Consider the following 16,312-nt stretch of genomic DNA (forward strand, 5'->3'; position numbering starts at 1 on the left):
GACATGGGAACACGCGAGAACACGATGCCGATGCAGACCCGCGCCGCGGACCAGCCGCGGCCCCGAGAGGCCGTCGCGACGGTGGTCTCGCGCACGATGCTCGCCAGGGATGTCGTCTCGCTGACGCTCGCCTTGCCCGACGGCACGCGGTGGCCATGGCGCGCCGGTGACCACATCGACGTCGAGGTCCCTGGCGGCCCGATCCGCCAGTATTCGCTGTGCGGGCCGGTCGAGGACACCTCGCGGCTCACCATCGCCGTCCTGCTGGAGGCGCGGAGCCGGGGCGGCTCGTCCTACCTGCACGCGGTGACGGAGGGCGAACCGGTGCACGTCCGAGGTCCGCGCAACAACTTTCCCCTGGTCCCCGCCGACGCGTACCGCTTCGTGGCGGGCGGCATCGGCATCACGCCGATCCTTGCCATGATCCGTGAGGCGGAGACCCACGACACGCCGTGGACGCTGCTGTACGGCGGCCGCAGCCGCGATTCGATGGCGTTCCTTGACGAGCTCCTGAGGTACGGCGACCGGGTCCGGGTCGTTGCGGAGGACGAACAGGGGCGACCGCCGCTCGACGAGTGGCTCGCCGACCCCGCACCGGCGGCCCTCGTCTACTGCTGCGGTCCGGCCGGGCTCCTCGACGCGGTCGAGCGCCGATGCGAGACCTGGCCCCGCGGCTCGCTGCACGTCGAGCGGTTCACGCCTCGCGACGTCGAGACACCTGTCCTGGAGGAGCCGTTCGAGGTCGAGCTCGCGCGGACCGGAACGTCCGTCGTCGTCGAGCCGGGCACCTCGATCCTCGAGGCCGTTGCCCGGGCGGGTGTCCCGATGCTGTCATCGTGCCAGGAAGGCACGTGCGGCACCTGCGAGACAGCCGTGCTGGCCGGCATACCCGAGCATCGCGACTCGGTGCTCGACGATGACGAGCAGGCGGCGAACGACTGCATGATGATCTGCGTCTCTCGCTCGCGCACTCCGCGACTGGTGCTCGATCTGTGAACGGCCGGCGAGTGGCGGGGCCGGGTTCGTGGCCGGAAGGGAACGATACATGCGAAACGTGAAGCGAGTGCTCGTCGTCGGGGCGGGCGCCGGGGGAGCCGGCATCGCGCACCTGTGCGCGCAGGCCGGCCTCGACACCGCCCTCGTGGACGCGACCGACGAGTCCGGCGCCGATCTCGAGGCGGCGACCGAGCGCGCCGATCTTGTCATCGAGGCGATCACGGAGGATCTCGACGCCAAGCAGTCGCTGCTCCAACGGCTCGACACCCTGTGCCCGCCCGACGTCGTGCTCGCCACCGGCACCGGTCAGTACCAGGTCTCCCGGGTGGCGCAGCGCTGCGTGCACCGGGACCGCGTCGTAGGGATCCACTGGTCGAACGCCCCGCTGTCGACGTCGCTGGTGGAGATCGTCCCGGCCGGGCAGAGCGCGCCGGCCGTGATCGAGGCCGTCAAGGAATTCGTCCGGGCGTGCGGCCGGCAGTTCGTCGTGGTCCGCAAGGACGTCCCGGGCTTCATCTCCAACAGGTTGCGCATGGCGATGTTCATGGAGGCGATCCGACTCGTCGACGAGGGCGTGGCGACCGTTCAGGATGTCGATCGGGTCGCCCGGGGAATGTATCGACACCCGACGGGCCCGCTGGAGACGCTCGACCTCGTCGGCCTCGACAACGCGGCCGCCGCGGCGGCGTCGATGGCCGCCTATTACGAGGACGACCGCTTCGCCGCCGCGCCGCTGCTCGCGGCGATGGTGGCGCGCGGGGAAACGGGGAGCGCGAGCGGCAAGGGCTTCTACGAGCACACGGTGCGGGGCTAGACGCCGAGGCTCGCGTCGAACTCCCGCGCGAAGATCCGATACATCCCACCCGTGCCACTTCGAGAGGACCAGCGTGGCCACTTCCGCGCGTCGTCGCTTCCCGCGCCCGCATGACTTCAGGCCGCTGCTGAGATTCAAGCGACCCGTCCTCAGCCCGACGCGGCGCCGCCTCGAGCAGGCGCTGACGATCAGCGATCTGCGTGCTGTCGCGAAGCGGCGGACGCCGAAGGCGCCGTTCGACTACGCCGACGGGGCGGCCGACGACGAGTTGTCACTGGCCCGCGCCCGCCAGGCATTCGAGGACATCACGTTCCACCCGTCGATCCTGCGCGACGTCTCGGTCGTCGACACCTCGGTCGAGGTGCTCGGCCGGCGCTCGGCGCTGCCGTTCGGCATCGCCCCGACGGGCTTCACGCGCATGATGCGGACCGACGGTGAGCTGGCGGGCGCGACCGCGGCTGCCGCGGCGGGTGTCCCGTTCACGCTGTCGACGATGGGCACGACGTCGATCGAGGACGTCGCGGCGGCCGCACCGGCCGGCCGCAACTGGTTTCAGTTGTACATGTGGAAGGACCGCGACCGCTCGATGGCGCTGGTGGACCGCGCCGCGAAGGCCGGATTCGACACGCTGCTGGTGACGGTCGACGTGCCGGTCGCCGGCGCGCGGCTGCGGGACGTCCGCAACGGCATGACGATCCCGCCGACGCTGACACTGCGCACGGTGCTGAACGCGATCCCCCGCCCTGGATGGTGGTTCGACTTCCTCACCACCGAGCCGCTGGCTTTTGCCTCGCTCGACTCGTGGTCGGGCACGGTGGCCGAGCTACTGGACTCGATGTTCGACCCCACGGTCGACTTCCACGACCTCGCGTGGATCAAGGACCAGTGGCCCGGCAAGCTTGTCGTCAAGGGCGTACAGAACGTCGCCGACGCCGAGCGGCTCGCGTCGATGGGCGTCGACGCAATCCTGCTGTCGAACCACGGCGGACGTCAGCTCGACCGGGCACCGGTGCCGTTCCACCTGCTGCCCGACGTGCGCCGCGCGGTGGGCAACGACGTGGAGGTCCATCTCGACACCGGCATCATGTCGGGGCAGGACGTGGTGGCGGCGCTCGCGATGGGCGCGGACTTCACGCTGATCGGCCGGGCATATCTCTACGGACTGATGGCCGGCGGGCGGCGCGGCGTCGATCGCGCGATCGGAATCCTGACCGCGCAGGTCGAACGCACGATGCGGCTGCTCGGCGTCAGATCGGTCGCTGAGCTGAACTCCGGGCACGTCACGCAACTCAACCGCGGCACGGGCGCGGGCCCCGGCCGATGACGGCGCGCACCGCGCATCGGCCGGACAGCTCTCGTCGCCGCCGGCGGACGATGGTCAAGCAGTACACGTGAAACGGAGAAACGCGGATGAGCAACGGACCCCTCGCGGGAATGCGCGTGCTCGAGCTGGCGGGCATCGGTCCCGGACCACTGGCCTGCATGATCCTCGCGGACCTGGGCGCCGACGTGATTCGGGTCGAACGTGTCGGCGATGCGCATGGCGCCGTCGACCACACGCTTCGGAGCCGGCGGATCGTCACCGCCGACCTCAAGGATCGGCGTGACCTCGCGCGGGTCATCGACCTGGCCGATCGGGCGGACGTCCTGGTCGAGGGCTACCGCCCGGGGGTGACCGAACGGCTCGGGATCGGCCCGGATGTCTGCCTGCAGCGCAATCCACGCCTCGTCTACGGGCGAATGACCGGGTGGGGGCAGGAGGGTGCGATGTCCTCCATGGCCGGGCACGACATCAACTACATCTCCGTCACCGGGATTCTGGAGAACATCGGGCGCCCGGGTGAGCGGCCCGTGCCGCCGCTGAACATGATCGGCGACTACGGCGGGGGCGCGATGTTCCTCGTCACGGGAATCCTCTCGGCGCTGTTCGAGCGTGGCCGATCCGGCCGCGGGCAGGTCGTCGACGCGGCGATGTGTGACGGGGCGAGTGTGCTCGCGCAGATGATGTGGTCGCTGCGGGGCGCCGGGCAGTGGGCCGACCACCGCGGCACCAATCTGCTCGACGGTTCGCGCCCCTATTACGACACCTACGAGTGCGCTGACGGGCGATTCGTGGCCGTCGGGTGTCTCGAGCCTCAGTTCTTCGCCGTGATGATGCAGGGGCTCGACCTGGATGCCGCGGCGCTGCCGGCGCAGTACGACGCCGACCGGGCGGACGACCTGCGCGCCGCGATCGCGGGGGCGTTCCGATCGAAACCGATGGCGGCGTGGGCGGAGATCTTCATGGGGACCGACGCGTGCGTCACGCCGGTGCTCACCTACGGCGAGGCGCTCGACAACCAGCACATGCGTGACCGGGCCGTCTTCACAACGATCGACGGCGTGGACCAGCCGCGTGCGGCCCCGCGTTTCTCGCGCACCGTAACGGCGGAGCCCACGGCCCCTCGCCGGGTCGAGTCCGCCGACTGGCTGACGGCCTGACGGGCCGCGTCGCTGTGACCAGCCGCGACAATGTCGCCTCGGCGACCGGCATCGACGGCATCGCCGCCTCCATGGCCTTGACGCGGCCGCCGGGCCCGGCGGACCTGGGCGATGCGTACAGCGACATGATCGACGCCTTCCGGACGTTCGTCGACGCCGTCGCCGGTGCCGCACCTACCGGCCCGGCGGCTCGGCGGCTCGAGAGCGAGCTGCGCTCGTGGGCCGGCGTTCTGCGTGAGCTGCAGGTGCCGGATGGTGAGCGTCTGTGGGGGCGCTGGCTCGACCGGAGGGGCCGGGCCCAGGGGCTGGTCCCGGTGGTCGACGAGGAGGTCCTCACGCCGACGTCGGCCGAGGGCAAGGTCGTGTTCGGCCAGTTCTACGTCGGGAAGAACGCGGTCACCCACGGCGGCGCGATCGCCCTGCTCTTCGACGAGCTGTTCGGACGCATGGGCTTCGCCAGCGACACGGCGGGCCGGACGGCGTATCTGCGCACGGACTACCGATCGGTGACGCCGGTCGCCACCGAGTTGACCCTGGTGGGACGCCTCGAACGTCACGAAGGTCGCAAGCGGTACTTCTCCGGCGTGCTCCGGCACGGAGACGTCGTGTGTGCCGAGGCCGAATGCCTCTGGGTCGAACTCACGGCGGGCCAACCGTGATTGCCGTGGTCTTGACTTAATCATAGTTGACTCATGGATGCGTTGTCCGCCTCCTAGGCGAGACTCCTCGGTCGCAATGCGCCGGTAAGTAGGCGATTTATCATAGTTCGAACTCCCGATCGAAGTGGTCGCCATGATGGCAAGTCCGAAACGAGGACTTAACGGTGGTTGACTTGTGGGCCGCGCCAACATACGTTTGCCACCCGTGGTGCACATCACAAGCGGAGTGTGTCGGCCGCGCAAACCTCGGTTCGTGGGCTGACTCCGGACGACCGGGAGAAACCGTGAGAAGAAACAAACAAGCGACTTTCGGCGTGGTCAGTCTTGCGCTGGTCCTGGCCGGCTGTGGCTCAGGCGGTGGCGACACCGCGAGTGGAGGCACTCCAGGCACGAACGTGGCGACCGGGGTCCCGGTCACCATCGGCGCGATGACCCAGTCCATCGGCTCGTCCGGTCTGCCCGACCCGAAAGCCGGCCTCGACGCCGCCGTGTGGTACGTCAACAACGAGCTGGGCGGCATCGGCGGCCATCCGGTGAAGATCGACTTATGCCAGGACGACCTGACGCCGGCGACGGCAGTCGCTTGCGGCAACCAGTTCGTGTCGAACCACGATCCCGTCGTGCTCGACACCTATGACCACGGCATCGCCGCGGCCGTGCCGGCGCTGCGCGCGGCGAAGATCCCCTACGTCGGCGAGCTCGCCGGCGACCCGGCGATCGAAACCGAAGCGGGTGGCTTCTTCTGGACGGGCCCGCTGGTCATCAGCGTCGCCGATCTCATGCCGATCATGCAGGCGGACAACGTGAAGCGGGCCGGCTTCGTCGGCCCGGACCTGACCGCCGTGCACACCTACTTCGACAAAGCGGTCAACCCCATGGCGAAGCGGATCGGCATCACGATCGACGTCACCTACATCGACCCCGCCACGACGAGCTTCGACAGCGTCGCGACGACCCTGCAGAAGGCAAGCCCCGACCTCATCGGCAACGTAGGGCTGACCGAGGACCAGGTCACCTCGCTCATCTCCTCCCTGCGGACGCAGGGGTGGACGAAGCCCCTGTTCGGCTCGTCGGCCAGCAAGTTCGTGCACGACCTGCCGGGTGAGCAGTACAAGGGCGTCACGATCGCGCCGCGGACCTGGCTGCCCGCGGCAGAGCAGTGGGCACCGGCGACAACGAAGCAGCAGCTGGCCGACTTCGAGAATGCGCTCACGCAGTCCGGGCACAAGGGGATGGACTCCGACAAGTCGATCTACGCCTTCGCGTCGCTGGTCAACCTGGTGCAGATCCTCAACGCGCAGAAGGTCACCGATGTCACGTCGGCCAACATCGTGGCGGCCATCGAGGCCACCGCGAACATGCCGTCGTTCCTCGGGCCGACGCTCACCTGCAACGGCACCATCTTCCCTCGGTACCCAACGGCCTGCACCAACGAGGGAATCTACTTCACCGTCCAGTCCGACGGCTCCTTCAAGCCGGGCGTTTCCGACGGCTTCGCGCCGCTCGATCTGAAGACCCTCTTCGGGAGCTAGCCGGCTCGCGTCCGGGGTGGCCAACCCGATCCGGGGTAACGGGTGGCCACCCCGGCGCGTCATCGGCCGCGCCCTCCTCCCGAACCCCTGCCAGCAAGGCGGACCAGTGAGCACATACCTGCAGATCCTCATCTTCAGCCTCGGCGCGGGCGCCATCTACGCGGCCCTGGCCAACGGGCTCATCCTCGTCTTCCGTGCCACCGGCATCATCAACTTCGCCATGGGCGCCACCGCGATGTGGGGCGGCTACGTGTACTTCACCATGAGGACCGACGGCCGGCTCGTCCTGCCGATCGCCTCGATCGACTTCGGCTCGCCGCAGAACCTCACCGCCGGACTGGCCGCGGCCCTGCTGTCGGCGGTCCTCATGGCCGTCCTGATCTTCTACCTCGCGTTCCGCCCGGTGCGCAACGCGCCGGTGCTCGCCCAGGTGGTCGTCTCGATCGCCGTGATGCTCTCGCTCACGGCCCTGGTGAACATCCGGTTCGGCGCCGCACCGATCAACGGCTTCACCTTCGGCCGGATCGCGGTGGTGCACTCGAAGACAGTGACGATCTTCGGCAAGGTGGTGACCGTCTCGAATGTCACCGTCGCCGCGGTGGTCGTGGCGCTGTCGGCACTGCTCTGGGCGTACCTCAGATTCACCCGGATCGGCATCGCGACCCGTGCGGCCTCGGGCAACGAGAGGGCGGCGATGCTGATGGGCTACGCCCCGAACCGGCTCGCCCTCGTGGCCATGGTGATCTCCTCGCTCCTCGGCACCCTCGGCGTCATCCTCGTCAGCCCGATCCTCGGGCTGAGCTCGACCGTCTATTCCCTGTACGTCGTGCAGGCGCTCGCGGTCATGCTGGTCGCGAGAATGACCTCGTTGCCCGTGGCCACCGTCGCCGGGTTCGGTCTGGGGTTCGTGCAACAACTGCTCGTGAACTGGACCAGCGACCCGTGGTGGCCGTCGTGGGGCAAGGCCGGACTCGACCAGCTCCTGCCGCTCGTGATCGTGATCGTCGCTCTCCTGGTTCACGGCAACCGGCTGCCGGCCCGCGGATCGCTGCAGACGATGCGCCTGCCCGACGTGAAGGTGCCGTCGTCGCGTCCGGTCGGGGGAGTCGTCACCTTCGCCGTCATCGCGCTGGTCATCGTCTTCACCGGCGGACAGTGGCGTTTCGGGATCACGATGTCCTTGATCTTCGGGCTCATGGCCCTCTCCTTCGTCGTGATCACCGGCTACCTCGGGCAGCTGTCGCTGGCGCAGCTCGCGTTTGCCGGCACCGCCGGCTTACTGCTGTCGAAGCTGCACCTCGGCAGCCACACACCGTTCTTCCTCACCATCCTGGTCTGTGCCTTGGGAGCCACCGCGCTCAGCGTGCTGGTCGCCATCCCGGCACTGCGGATCCGCGGAGTCCAGCTGGCGATCGCCACCCTGGCGGCAGCCTTGGCGATCGCCCGGTTCGTCTTCACCAACAACGCGTTCACGCCGCCGCAGGGCCTGCTGGTGAGTCCGGCCGACCTGTTCGGGCTCAGCCTGCCCCGCCAAGTGGGTTTCGACGTCAGCCGCCTCTCCTTCTCGCTGATGGTGCTCGTGGTCGTGGCGCTGATGGTCGTCGTCTTCGTGCGGATCGCCTCCGGTGACCTCGGCCGTGCGTTCCTCGCCGTGCGCGCGAACGAGCGCGCCGCGGCGTCGGCCGGTATCGACGTCCGGCTCGTCAAGCTCGTGGGCTTCGCGCTCTCCGCCTTCTTCGCCGGTGTCGCGGGCTGCCTGCTGGGCTACGCCACCGGGCTCATCTCAGGCGGCTCGTACGACCTCTTCGCGGGCCTGTCCATCCTGGCGGTCGCGTACGTGGGCGGCATCACCAGCTGGCACGGCGCTCTGATCGCCGGCGCCAGCGCGCCGCTGGGCATCGTGTACACGATCATCCAGCACTTCTGGAGCGTCGGCGACTACTACTCACTCATCGCCGGTCTGCTGCTCATACTCACCGCCGTGCTGAACCCCTCGGGTATCGCCGACGCCCTTCCGGCGCAGCTCGAGTACCTCCGGCGTCGCACGCGGACCGGGCAGGCGCGGTCGCCGGACGGCAGCCGGTCGCACCACCCGCTCGCGCCGCTGGCGGCCCTCCCGAAGAGCGGCACCGATGGCTGAGCCCGGCCCCGCGCACGGCGGGTTGAGCGCTCGCGGCGTCACGGTCCGCTATGGCGGCGTCGCCGCGGTCAGCGAGGTCGACATCGACGTCCGGCCGGGCACCATCGTGGGGCTCATCGGCCCGAACGGCGCCGGCAAGACGAGCTTCATCGACGCCATCACCGGGTTCGCCCGGGCCACCGGCGAGATAACGCTCGACGGCGTCCGGATCGACGGGCTCAGGCCGCACGCGCGGCGACGGGCGGGATTGGCGCGCACCTGGCAGTCGGGCGAGCTCTTCAACGGCATGACCGTGGCGCAGAACGTGCTCGTCTGCGTCAAGCCGCCCGTGCTCGGCACGGTGTGGCGCGACCTGGTCGGCCGGCGCGCTCACCACGACGCCGTGGTCGACGAGCTGCTCGCCAGGGTCGGTCTCGCGCACCTGGCCGGGGCCCAGGCCGGATCACTCACCCTGGGACAGCAGAAGCTGGTGGGCGTCGCCCGCGCGCTGGCCGGCGCGGCCCGGACTCTGCTGCTCGACGAACCGGCCGCCGGCCTCGACTCGAGCGAGAGCCTCGCCTTCGCCGAGCGGGTCCGGGCGATCGTCGACGCCGGCCCGGGCGCTCTGCTGATCGACCACGACATGGAACTCGTCCTGAAGGTGTGCGACATGATCTACGTGCTCGAGTTCGGCCGCCTGATCTTCGCCGGCTCGCCGGCGGAAGTCCGCGACGACCCCGGGGTCATCGCCGCATACCTCGGATCGGCCGGCGGGCAGAGCCGTGGCTGAGGTCATGCTCGAGGCGCGTGGCGTCACGTCCGGCTACAACGGTGTCGCGGTGCTCCACGACTTCAACCTGACCTTGCACTCGGGCGAGGTCGTCACCCTCCTCGGCCCGAACGGCGCCGGGAAGACCACGGCACTGCTCACCCTCGTCGGGCTACTGCCGTCGATGGCCGGCAGCATCGGTGCGCTCGGCGCGAAGGTCGGGGCGCGCAGGACCGCGCGGCTGGCCCGCGCGGGCGTCCTGCTCGTACCCGACGACCGCGGCATCTTCGCGGAGCTCACCGTCGCGGAACACTTCCGCATCGTGGGGAAGGTGCCGAAAGCGCGGATCGAGATGGTGCTCGCCCGGTTCCCGGCGCTGCGGCGGCTGATGCACCGCCGCGCGGGTCTGCTCTCCGGCGGCGAGCAGCAGATGCTCGCGATCGGCAAGGCGCTCCTGGCGGATCCCAAGGTGCTCATGGTTGACGAAATGAGTCTCGGCCTCGCACCGACGGTGGTCCAGCAGATGCTGCCGGGCATCCGGGACCTTGCGCGCGAGGAGGGGATCGCCGTGCTCCTGGTGGAGCAGCATGTCGCGATCGCGCTGTCGGTCTCCGACCGCGCGATCGTCCTCAACCAGGGCCGCACGGTGCTCGCCGGTGACGCCGCGGCACTGGCCGAGAACGGCGCCCGCATCGAGGCGGCCTACTTCGGAACACCGGCGTGATGCGGGAGCGGGGGACGACCGGCGTCTCCGGCAGGCTCACCGGCTCATTGACAAGGATCACACCATGCAGCATGTGACGCTCAACAACGGGGTCGTCATGCCGTCCGTCGGCTTCGGCGTGTTCCGGATTCCGGAAGACCAGGCTCAGCGCGCGGTCGAGGACGCCCTGGAAGCCGGCTACCGCCTGATCGACACGGCCGCGGTGTACCGCAACGAACAGGCCGTCGGCCGGGCCGTCGCCGCCGGCGGCATCGCCCGCGACGAACTGTTCGTCACGACGAAAGTGTGGGTTCAGCACGGCGGGGAAGCGGCCACCAAGGCCGCTTTCGACCGGTCACTGGGCCGGCTGGGTCTGGACTACGTCGACCTGTACCTCATCCATCAGCCCTTCGGCGACTACTACGGGTCGTGGCGGGCGATGGAGCAGCTCAACCGCGCGGGTCAGGTGCGGGCGATCGGGGTCAGCAACTTCCTCCCCGATCGGCTCGTCGACCTCATCCTGCACAACGAGATCGTCCCTGCGGTCAACCAGATCGAAACGCACGTGTTCTTCCAGCGCGCGGGTGACGCGGCCGTGATGCGCGAGTACGGCGTGCAGCACGAGTCCTGGGGCCCGCTTGCCCAGGGCGGCCGCGGGTTCTTCGACGACCCGCTCCTGGCCGGGATCGCTCGGGCCCATGGCCGGTCGGTCGCGCAGATCGCGCTGCGCTGGCTGCTCCAGCGGGGCGTGGTGGTCATCCCCAAGTCGGTGCGGCCCGACCGGATGGCCGAGAACATCGACGTGTTCGACTTCGAGCTCACCGACGACGAGATGGCTCGCATCGCCACCCTGGACACGGGCGGTAGCGACGCTCGCGACCATCGTGACCCGGCGTTCGCGAGGTGGATCGGCACCACCCGGTTCGACATCTGACCCCCGCATTCCGTGCGATCACCGATCGCCTGGTCGCGCGGTGCGGGGGCCGGCGCTGAGTTGCCGGGACAGGCCCAGTGCGGCGGTGCGCACCGCCGCGCTGACGCGGGTGGTGTCCAGGGCGGTGGCCCAGCCCGTGATCGAGATCGCCGCCACCGCCCGGCCGTTCTCGCCCAGCACGGGGCAGGCCGCGCACACGATGCCGGGGGTGGACTCCTCGTGCTCGAACGCCACGCCGCGGCGGCGGACCGCCTCGATCTCGCGCTCCAGCAGGCCGGGCATCACGATGGTGTGCGGGGTGCGGCGGGGCAGGCCCGCGGCCACGACCGCGCGCAGCACCTCCGGTGGCGAGAAGGCCAGCAGCGCCTTGCCCACGCCGGTGCAGTACGCCGGCATCCGGCCGCCGGCCAGCGATGGCACGAGCGGGCCGGTGCGGGCGCTGAGCTTTTCGACGTAGACCACCTCGACACCGTCGAGCACCGCCAGGTGCACCGTCTCCCGGGTGGCCTGGTAGAGGTCGTTGAGGAACGGTAGCGCCGCCTCCCGCAGGCCGCGCTGGCGCGGGGCGAGCTGGCCCAGCTCGAACAGGCGCATGCCGAGGCGCACCCCGCGCGGCGTGCGCTCCACGATGCCCCACCGGTCCAGCTCGACGACCAGGCGGTGCACGGTCGGCTTCGGCACGCCGGTGCGCCGGCCCAGCTCGGCCAGGCTCAGCTCGGCGTCGTGCGGGCCGAAGGCGGTCAGCAGCGACATGGCCCGGCCGAGGACCGAGTTCTCCCCGTCGTCTCGCTGAATGGAACGCACGGGTAGGAGGTTAGTCCGCCGAAGTGCCAGAGTCGAGTCGGAGAGATCCTGTGGGTCGAGGAGGGAGCAGGCGATGACGAGCGAGGTCAAGGCCGCCGGGCGGCCGGTCGTCGACGGTGGCCTGCAGTCGGTGCTCACCGCGATCGACCTGCTGGACTGCTTCACCGACGCCGACGAGCTCGGGGTCACCGAGATCGCCGGGCGCATCGGGGTGGCCAAGAGCACCGCGCACCGGCTGCTGACCACGCTGTGCGCGCGGGGGGTGGCCGAGAAGAACCCCGAGACCGGGCGCTACCGGCTCGGCATGAAACTGTACGAGCTGGGCAGCCTCGCCCTGCAGCGCAACCGGATCCACCAGACCGCGCTGCCGCTGCTGCAGGAGCTGCAGCACCTCACCGGCGGCACGGTGCACCTGGCCGTGCCCGACGGCGGCCAGGTCATCTACCTGGAGCGGCTGGTCAACGCGGCCGCCGCGCCGACGTTCGCCCGGATCGGGCGCCGGCTGCCCGCCCACTGCACCAGCTCGGGCAAGGCGATGGCCGCCTTCGACCGGCGGGTCGCCGCGGCGCAGTCACGGGCCGGCTTCACGCCGCTCACCCACGCCAGCATCAGTTCCAGCCAGGGGTACGCCTCGTCGCTGGCCGAGACCCGCCGGCTGGGCTTCGCCCTGAGCATCGACGAGGCGGCGGTGGGGCTCGCCTCGGTCGCCGCGCCGGTGCTGGCGCACGACGGCTCCGCCTGCGCGGCGATCTCCGTCGTCGGCGCCTCCAAGCAGGTGCGCGCCGACGTCGACCGGCCGGCCCGGCTGGTGCGGCTCGCCGCCCGCCGGCTCGCCCGGTCGCTCTGTATCTGAATCCTGTTCCGCGAGCGGGAACGGCGCGGCCGGTGCGGCCGCGCTCCGCCTAATGTCCGTGCCGGGGTTCGCCCCGCGTGTTGTTGAAGGAGGGTGTTGCGTGGACGACGCCGAACGCGTCAAGGCGGCTGAACTGCTCGCCACCGCGTACCGCACCAGAGTGGCCGTAGCGCCGCTCGTGGAGGCGTACGCCGGGATGACGCTCGAGGACGCCTACGCGGTCCAGCAGCTGCAGGTCGCGCAGTGGCTTGCCGAGGGCGCCGCGATCAAGGGCCACAAGGTCGGGCTGACCTCGGCCGCCATGCAGCGGCAGCTGGGCGTCACGCAGCCGGACTACGGGGTCCTGCGCGACGACATGTTCTACCCCGAGCACGCGCCGATCCCCGTCGAGCGCTTCCTGCAGCCGCGGATCGAGCCGGAGATCGCCTTCGTGCTGCGCCGCGACCTGGCCGGGCCGGGCGTCACCGCGGCCGAGGCCGCCGCCGCGGTCGACTTCGTGCTGCCCGCGCTGGAGATCATCGACAGCCGCGTGCGGGACTGGAAGATCTCCATCTGCGACACGATCGCGGACAACGCCTCCAGCGGCGGTGTGGTGCTGGGCGGCAACCCCACCCCGCTGACCGCGGTGGACATCCGGCTGTCGGGCTGCAACCTCTACGGCGATGGCGCGATCGTGGCCACCGGCGCCGGCGGGGCCGTGCTCGGCTCGCCGCTGGCCTCGCTGATGTGGCTGGCCAACACCGTCGGCCGGCACGGGGTGGTGCTCAAGGCCGGGCACGTCGTGCTGCCCGGCTCGGTGACCGCGGCCCAGCCGGTGCGCCCCGGCTCCACCTGGACGGCGCAGTTCGGCGGGCTGGGCAGCGTGACCGCCCGGTTCGGCACGGTAACCGAGGAGGAGCACCATGGCTGAGCGCGCCACGGCGGCCATCGTGGGCCCCGGCAACATCGGCACCGACCTGCTGGCCAAGCTGCTGCGCAGCGAGCACGTCGAGGTGCGGTACATGGTCGGCGTCGACCCGGCCTCCGACGGGCTGGAGCGGGCCCGCAAGCTGGGCGTGGAGGCCTCCGCCGGAGGCGTCGACTGGCTGCTGGAGCGGCCCGACCGCCCGCAGCTGGTGTTCGAGGCGACCTCGGCCAAGGCGCACCTGGCCAACGCCGAGCGGTACCGCGAAGCCGGCATCCAGGCGATCGACCTCACCCCCGCCGCGATCGGCCCGCTGGTCTGCCCGGCGGTCAACCTGGAGGAGCACCTCGGCGCCCCCAACGTCAACATGATCACCTGCGGCGGGCAGGCCACCATCCCGATCGTGCACGCGGTCAACCGGGTCGTCCCGGTCGGCTACGCCGAGATCGTCGCGTCGATCGCGTCGCGGTCGGCCGGGCCCGGCACCCGCGCCAACATCGACGAGTTCACCGAGACCACGGCCCGGGCGATCGAGGCGGTGGGCGGCGCCGCGCGCGGCAAGGCGGTGATCATCCTGAACCCGGTCGACCCGCCGATGATCATGCGGGACACGGTGTTCTGCGCGATCCCGCCGGACGCGGACCGCGACGCGATCACCGAGTCGATCCTGCGGATGGTCGAGGTGGTGCAGGGGTACGTCCCGGGCTACCAGCTGCGCGCCGACCCCCAGTTCGACGACCCGCGCCCGGACTGGGGCGGCAACGCCCGGGTGGCGGTGTTCCTCCAGGTGCGCGGCAACGGCGACTACCTCCCGCCGTACGCCGGAAATCTCGACATCATGACGGCGGCCGCGGCCCGGGTGGGCGACCTGCTGGCCCAGGCGAAGGCGGTGACGGTATGACTTCCGGGGAAGCATCGCGGCCCAAACTGCGGATCACCGACTCGACGCTGCGCGACGGCAGCCACGCGATGGCGCACCAGTTCACCGAGGAGCAGGTCCGTGCCACCGTCCACGCGCTGGACGGGGCCGGCGTCGAGGTGGTCGAGGTGTCGCACGGCGACGGGCTGGGCGGCTCCTCGTTCAACTACGGCTTCTCCCGCACCGACGAGATCAGGCTGATCCGGGCGGCCGTCGACGAGGCCACCCGGGCGAAGATCGCGGTGCTGCTGCTGCCCGGCGTCGGCACGGTCGAGGACCTGCGCCACGCGCACGGCGCCGGGGCCTCGATCGCCCGGATCGCCACCCACTGCACCGAGGCGGACGTGTCGATCCAGCACTTCGGCGCCGCCCGCGAGCTGGGCATGGAGACCGTCGGCTTCCTCATGCTGAGCCACCGGGCCACTCCGGCGGCGCTGGCCAAGCAGGCCCGCATCATGGTCGACGCCGGAGCGCAATGCGTCTACGTGGTCGATTCGGCCGGCGCCTTGGTACTGCAGGACGCCCAGGCTCGCATCGCGGCGCTGGTCGAGGAGATCGGCGCCCAGGCCGAGGTCGGCTTCCACGGCCACCAGAACCTGTCGCTGGGCGTGGCCAACTCGGTGCTGGCCTACCAGACCGGCGCCCGGCAGATCGACGGCGCCCTGTGCGCGCTCGGCGCCGGCGCCGGCAACTCCCCGACCGAGGTCCTGGCCGCGGTGTTCGCCCGCCTCGGCATCGACACCGGCGTCGACCCGCAGGCCGCGGCGGCCGCCGCCGAGGACGTGGTCCGCCCGTACATCCCGCGGCTGCCGTGGATGGACCGGGCCTCGATCGTGCAGGGCTTCGCCGGGGTGTACTCCAGCTTCCTGCTGCACGCCGAGCGGGCCGCGGCGCGCTACGGCGTGCCCGCGCACGAGATTCTGCAACGCGTCGGCGAGGCCGGCTACGTGGGAGGGCAAGAGGACATGATCATCGACATCGCGCTCCAGCTGGTCCAGGAGCGGGACATGGGCGACCTCGCCGCCGCCGGGGCCCGCTGATGAGCGCCGAGTGGAGCGTCGAGCGGGCCGCGGCGACGCTGCTGGACGCCGAGGGCAGCCGCACCGCCCGGGACCCGCTGACCGGCGAGTGGCCGCAGCTCGACCTCGCCACCGCCTACCGGGTCCAGGCCGAGGCCCTGCACCGGCGCGTCGCGGCCGGCGACCGGGTGGTCGGCATCAAGCTGGGGCTCACCTCCCGGGCCAAGCAGCAGCGGATGAACATCTCCTCGCCGCTGACCGCCTGGCTGACCGACGCCATGGCGCTGCCGGCCGGCGACCCGGTCCCCACCGGGCGGTTCATCCACCCGCGGGTCGAGCCGGAGATCGTGTTCGTGATGGGGGAGCGGCTGGCCGGGCCGGGCGTGACCGCGCCGCGGGCGCTGGCCGCGGTCGCGCGGGTGTACGCCGGGCTCGAGGTGATCGACAGCCGGTTCGCCGACTACCGCTTCACCCTGCCCGACGTGGTCGCCGACAACGGCTCCTCCGGCGCCTACGTGACCGGCCCGGTGGGGCTCTCACCCGAGGCGCTGGACCTGTCGCTGGAGGCGTGCCTGCTGGAGGTCGACGGCCAGGTGGTCGACTCGGCCACCGGCGCGGCGGTGCAGGGCCACCCGGCCGAGGCCCTCGCCCTGGCCGCCAACGCCCTCGGCGAGCGCGGCCAGGCCATCGAGGCGGGCTGGGTCGTGCTCACCGGCGGGATGACCGACGCCGTGCCGCTGCGCCCCGGCGCCAAGATCGCCGCACACTTCACGCACCTCGGCTCGATCGTGCTGGCCGGCGGCTGA

The 16,312-nt window shown here is 70.9% G+C and carries 16 protein-coding genes; 15 read left to right on the forward strand and 1 reads right to left on the reverse strand.

Features of this window, described 5'->3' with window-relative positions; all coding sequences use genetic code 11:
- Positions 1 to 3: 3 nt before the first annotated feature.
- From ACQPXD_RS24515 to ACQPXD_RS24560, 10 genes are all read left to right on the forward strand, one after another.
- Positions 4 to 996 (forward strand): PDR/VanB family oxidoreductase, encoded by a 993-nt coding sequence (locus tag ACQPXD_RS24515; RefSeq protein WP_432842347.1) that lies wholly within the window; start codon positions 4 to 6, stop codon positions 994 to 996.
- Positions 997 to 1,045: 49 nt separating this feature from the next.
- Entirely contained in the window at positions 1,046 to 1,810 is a 765-nt protein-coding gene (locus tag ACQPXD_RS24520) for a 3-hydroxyacyl-CoA dehydrogenase family protein (RefSeq protein ID WP_432842349.1), read from the forward strand.
- A 73-nt stretch (positions 1,811 to 1,883) separates the two neighbouring features.
- Entirely contained in the window at positions 1,884 to 3,134 is a 1,251-nt protein-coding gene (locus ACQPXD_RS24525; protein WP_432842351.1) for an alpha-hydroxy acid oxidase, read from the forward strand.
- Between the two features lie 86 nt (positions 3,135 to 3,220).
- A complete protein-coding gene (locus tag ACQPXD_RS24530) occupies positions 3,221 to 4,291 on the forward strand; it encodes a CaiB/BaiF CoA transferase family protein (protein WP_432842353.1) in 1,071 nt (356 codons plus the stop codon).
- 14 nt (positions 4,292 to 4,305) lie between these two features.
- Positions 4,306 to 4,950, forward strand: coding sequence for a PaaI family thioesterase (locus ACQPXD_RS24535; protein WP_432842355.1), 645 nt, complete (start codon positions 4,306 to 4,308; stop codon positions 4,948 to 4,950).
- A gap of 395 nt (positions 4,951 to 5,345) precedes the next feature.
- Complete coding sequence (locus ACQPXD_RS24540) at positions 5,346 to 6,482, forward strand: ABC transporter substrate-binding protein (RefSeq protein WP_432842357.1); 1,137 nt, start codon at positions 5,346 to 5,348, stop codon at positions 6,480 to 6,482.
- Between the two features lie 106 nt (positions 6,483 to 6,588).
- Positions 6,589 to 8,622 carry an ABC transporter permease subunit gene (locus tag ACQPXD_RS24545; protein WP_432842359.1) on the forward strand — a complete coding sequence of 678 codons (2,034 nt, stop codon included), beginning with the start codon at positions 6,589 to 6,591 and terminating at the stop codon, positions 8,620 to 8,622.
- On the forward strand, positions 8,615 to 9,391 hold the full coding sequence (locus ACQPXD_RS24550; RefSeq protein WP_432842361.1) for an ABC transporter ATP-binding protein: 777 nt from the start codon (positions 8,615 to 8,617) through the stop codon (positions 9,389 to 9,391). Before ACQPXD_RS24545 ends, ACQPXD_RS24550 begins: the two co-directional genes overlap by 8 nt.
- A gap of 4 nt (positions 9,392 to 9,395) precedes the next feature.
- Positions 9,396 to 10,094 (forward strand): ABC transporter ATP-binding protein, encoded by a 699-nt coding sequence (locus tag ACQPXD_RS24555; RefSeq protein ID WP_432842363.1) that lies wholly within the window; start codon positions 9,396 to 9,398, stop codon positions 10,092 to 10,094.
- A 64-nt stretch (positions 10,095 to 10,158) separates the two neighbouring features.
- Positions 10,159 to 11,007 (forward strand): aldo/keto reductase, encoded by an 849-nt coding sequence (locus ACQPXD_RS24560; protein WP_432842365.1) that lies wholly within the window; start codon positions 10,159 to 10,161, stop codon positions 11,005 to 11,007.
- An 18-nt stretch (positions 11,008 to 11,025) separates the two neighbouring features.
- On the opposite strand, the gene ACQPXD_RS24565 is transcribed toward ACQPXD_RS24560, so the two are convergent.
- A complete protein-coding gene (locus ACQPXD_RS24565) occupies positions 11,026 to 11,811 on the reverse strand; it encodes an IclR family transcriptional regulator (RefSeq protein WP_432842367.1) in 786 nt (261 codons plus the stop codon).
- A 73-nt stretch (positions 11,812 to 11,884) separates the two neighbouring features.
- Here ACQPXD_RS24565 and ACQPXD_RS24570 point away from each other — a divergent pair, with 73 nt between their 5' ends.
- From ACQPXD_RS24570 to ACQPXD_RS24590, 5 genes are all read left to right on the forward strand, one after another.
- The gene (locus tag ACQPXD_RS24570; protein ID WP_432842369.1) at positions 11,885 to 12,664 is read left to right on the forward strand and encodes an IclR family transcriptional regulator; all 780 of its coding nucleotides are present in this window, start codon (positions 11,885 to 11,887) and stop codon (positions 12,662 to 12,664) included.
- Positions 12,665 to 12,764: 100 nt separating this feature from the next.
- A complete protein-coding gene (locus ACQPXD_RS24575) occupies positions 12,765 to 13,574 on the forward strand; it encodes a 2-keto-4-pentenoate hydratase (RefSeq protein ID WP_432842371.1) in 810 nt (269 codons plus the stop codon).
- On the forward strand, positions 13,567 to 14,469 hold the full coding sequence (locus ACQPXD_RS24580) for an acetaldehyde dehydrogenase (acetylating) (protein ID WP_432842373.1): 903 nt from the start codon (positions 13,567 to 13,569) through the stop codon (positions 14,467 to 14,469). The genes ACQPXD_RS24575 and ACQPXD_RS24580 overlap by 8 nt, the downstream gene beginning before the upstream one ends.
- Positions 14,466 to 15,527 carry a 4-hydroxy-2-oxovalerate aldolase gene (dmpG, locus tag ACQPXD_RS24585; RefSeq protein ID WP_432842375.1) on the forward strand — a complete coding sequence of 354 codons (1,062 nt, stop codon included), beginning with the start codon at positions 14,466 to 14,468 and terminating at the stop codon, positions 15,525 to 15,527. The genes ACQPXD_RS24580 and dmpG overlap by 4 nt, the downstream gene beginning before the upstream one ends.
- A complete protein-coding gene (locus ACQPXD_RS24590; RefSeq protein ID WP_432842377.1) occupies positions 15,527 to 16,312 on the forward strand; it encodes a 2-keto-4-pentenoate hydratase in 786 nt (261 codons plus the stop codon). The genes dmpG and ACQPXD_RS24590 overlap by 1 nt, the downstream gene beginning before the upstream one ends.

It is taken from the genome of Dactylosporangium sp. CA-092794, assembly GCF_050948465.1.
Lineage (GTDB): Bacteria > Actinomycetota > Actinomycetes > Mycobacteriales > Micromonosporaceae > Dactylosporangium.

Bases quoted from the DNA above. Each gene is read 5' to 3' on its own strand.
- ACQPXD_RS24515 (WP_432842347.1), top strand. From the start codon at position 4: ATGGGAACACGCGAGAACACGATGCCGATGCAGACCCGCGCCGCGGAC.
- ACQPXD_RS24520 (WP_432842349.1), top strand. From the start codon at position 1,046: ATGCGAAACGTGAAGCGAGTGCTCGTCGTCGGGGCGGGCGCCGGGGGA.
- ACQPXD_RS24530 (WP_432842353.1), top strand. From the start codon at position 3,221: ATGAGCAACGGACCCCTCGCGGGAATGCGCGTGCTCGAGCTGGCGGGC.
- ACQPXD_RS24550 (WP_432842361.1), top strand. From the start codon at position 8,615: ATGGCTGAGCCCGGCCCCGCGCACGGCGGGTTGAGCGCTCGCGGCGTC.
- ACQPXD_RS24555 (WP_432842363.1), top strand. From the start codon at position 9,396: ATGCTCGAGGCGCGTGGCGTCACGTCCGGCTACAACGGTGTCGCGGTG.
- ACQPXD_RS24560 (WP_432842365.1), top strand. From the start codon at position 10,159: ATGCAGCATGTGACGCTCAACAACGGGGTCGTCATGCCGTCCGTCGGC.
- ACQPXD_RS24570 (WP_432842369.1), top strand. From the start codon at position 11,885: ATGACGAGCGAGGTCAAGGCCGCCGGGCGGCCGGTCGTCGACGGTGGC.
- ACQPXD_RS24580 (WP_432842373.1), top strand. From the start codon at position 13,567: ATGGCTGAGCGCGCCACGGCGGCCATCGTGGGCCCCGGCAACATCGGC.
- dmpG (WP_432842375.1), top strand. From the start codon at position 14,466: ATGACTTCCGGGGAAGCATCGCGGCCCAAACTGCGGATCACCGACTCG.
- ACQPXD_RS24590 (WP_432842377.1), top strand. From the start codon at position 15,527: ATGAGCGCCGAGTGGAGCGTCGAGCGGGCCGCGGCGACGCTGCTGGAC.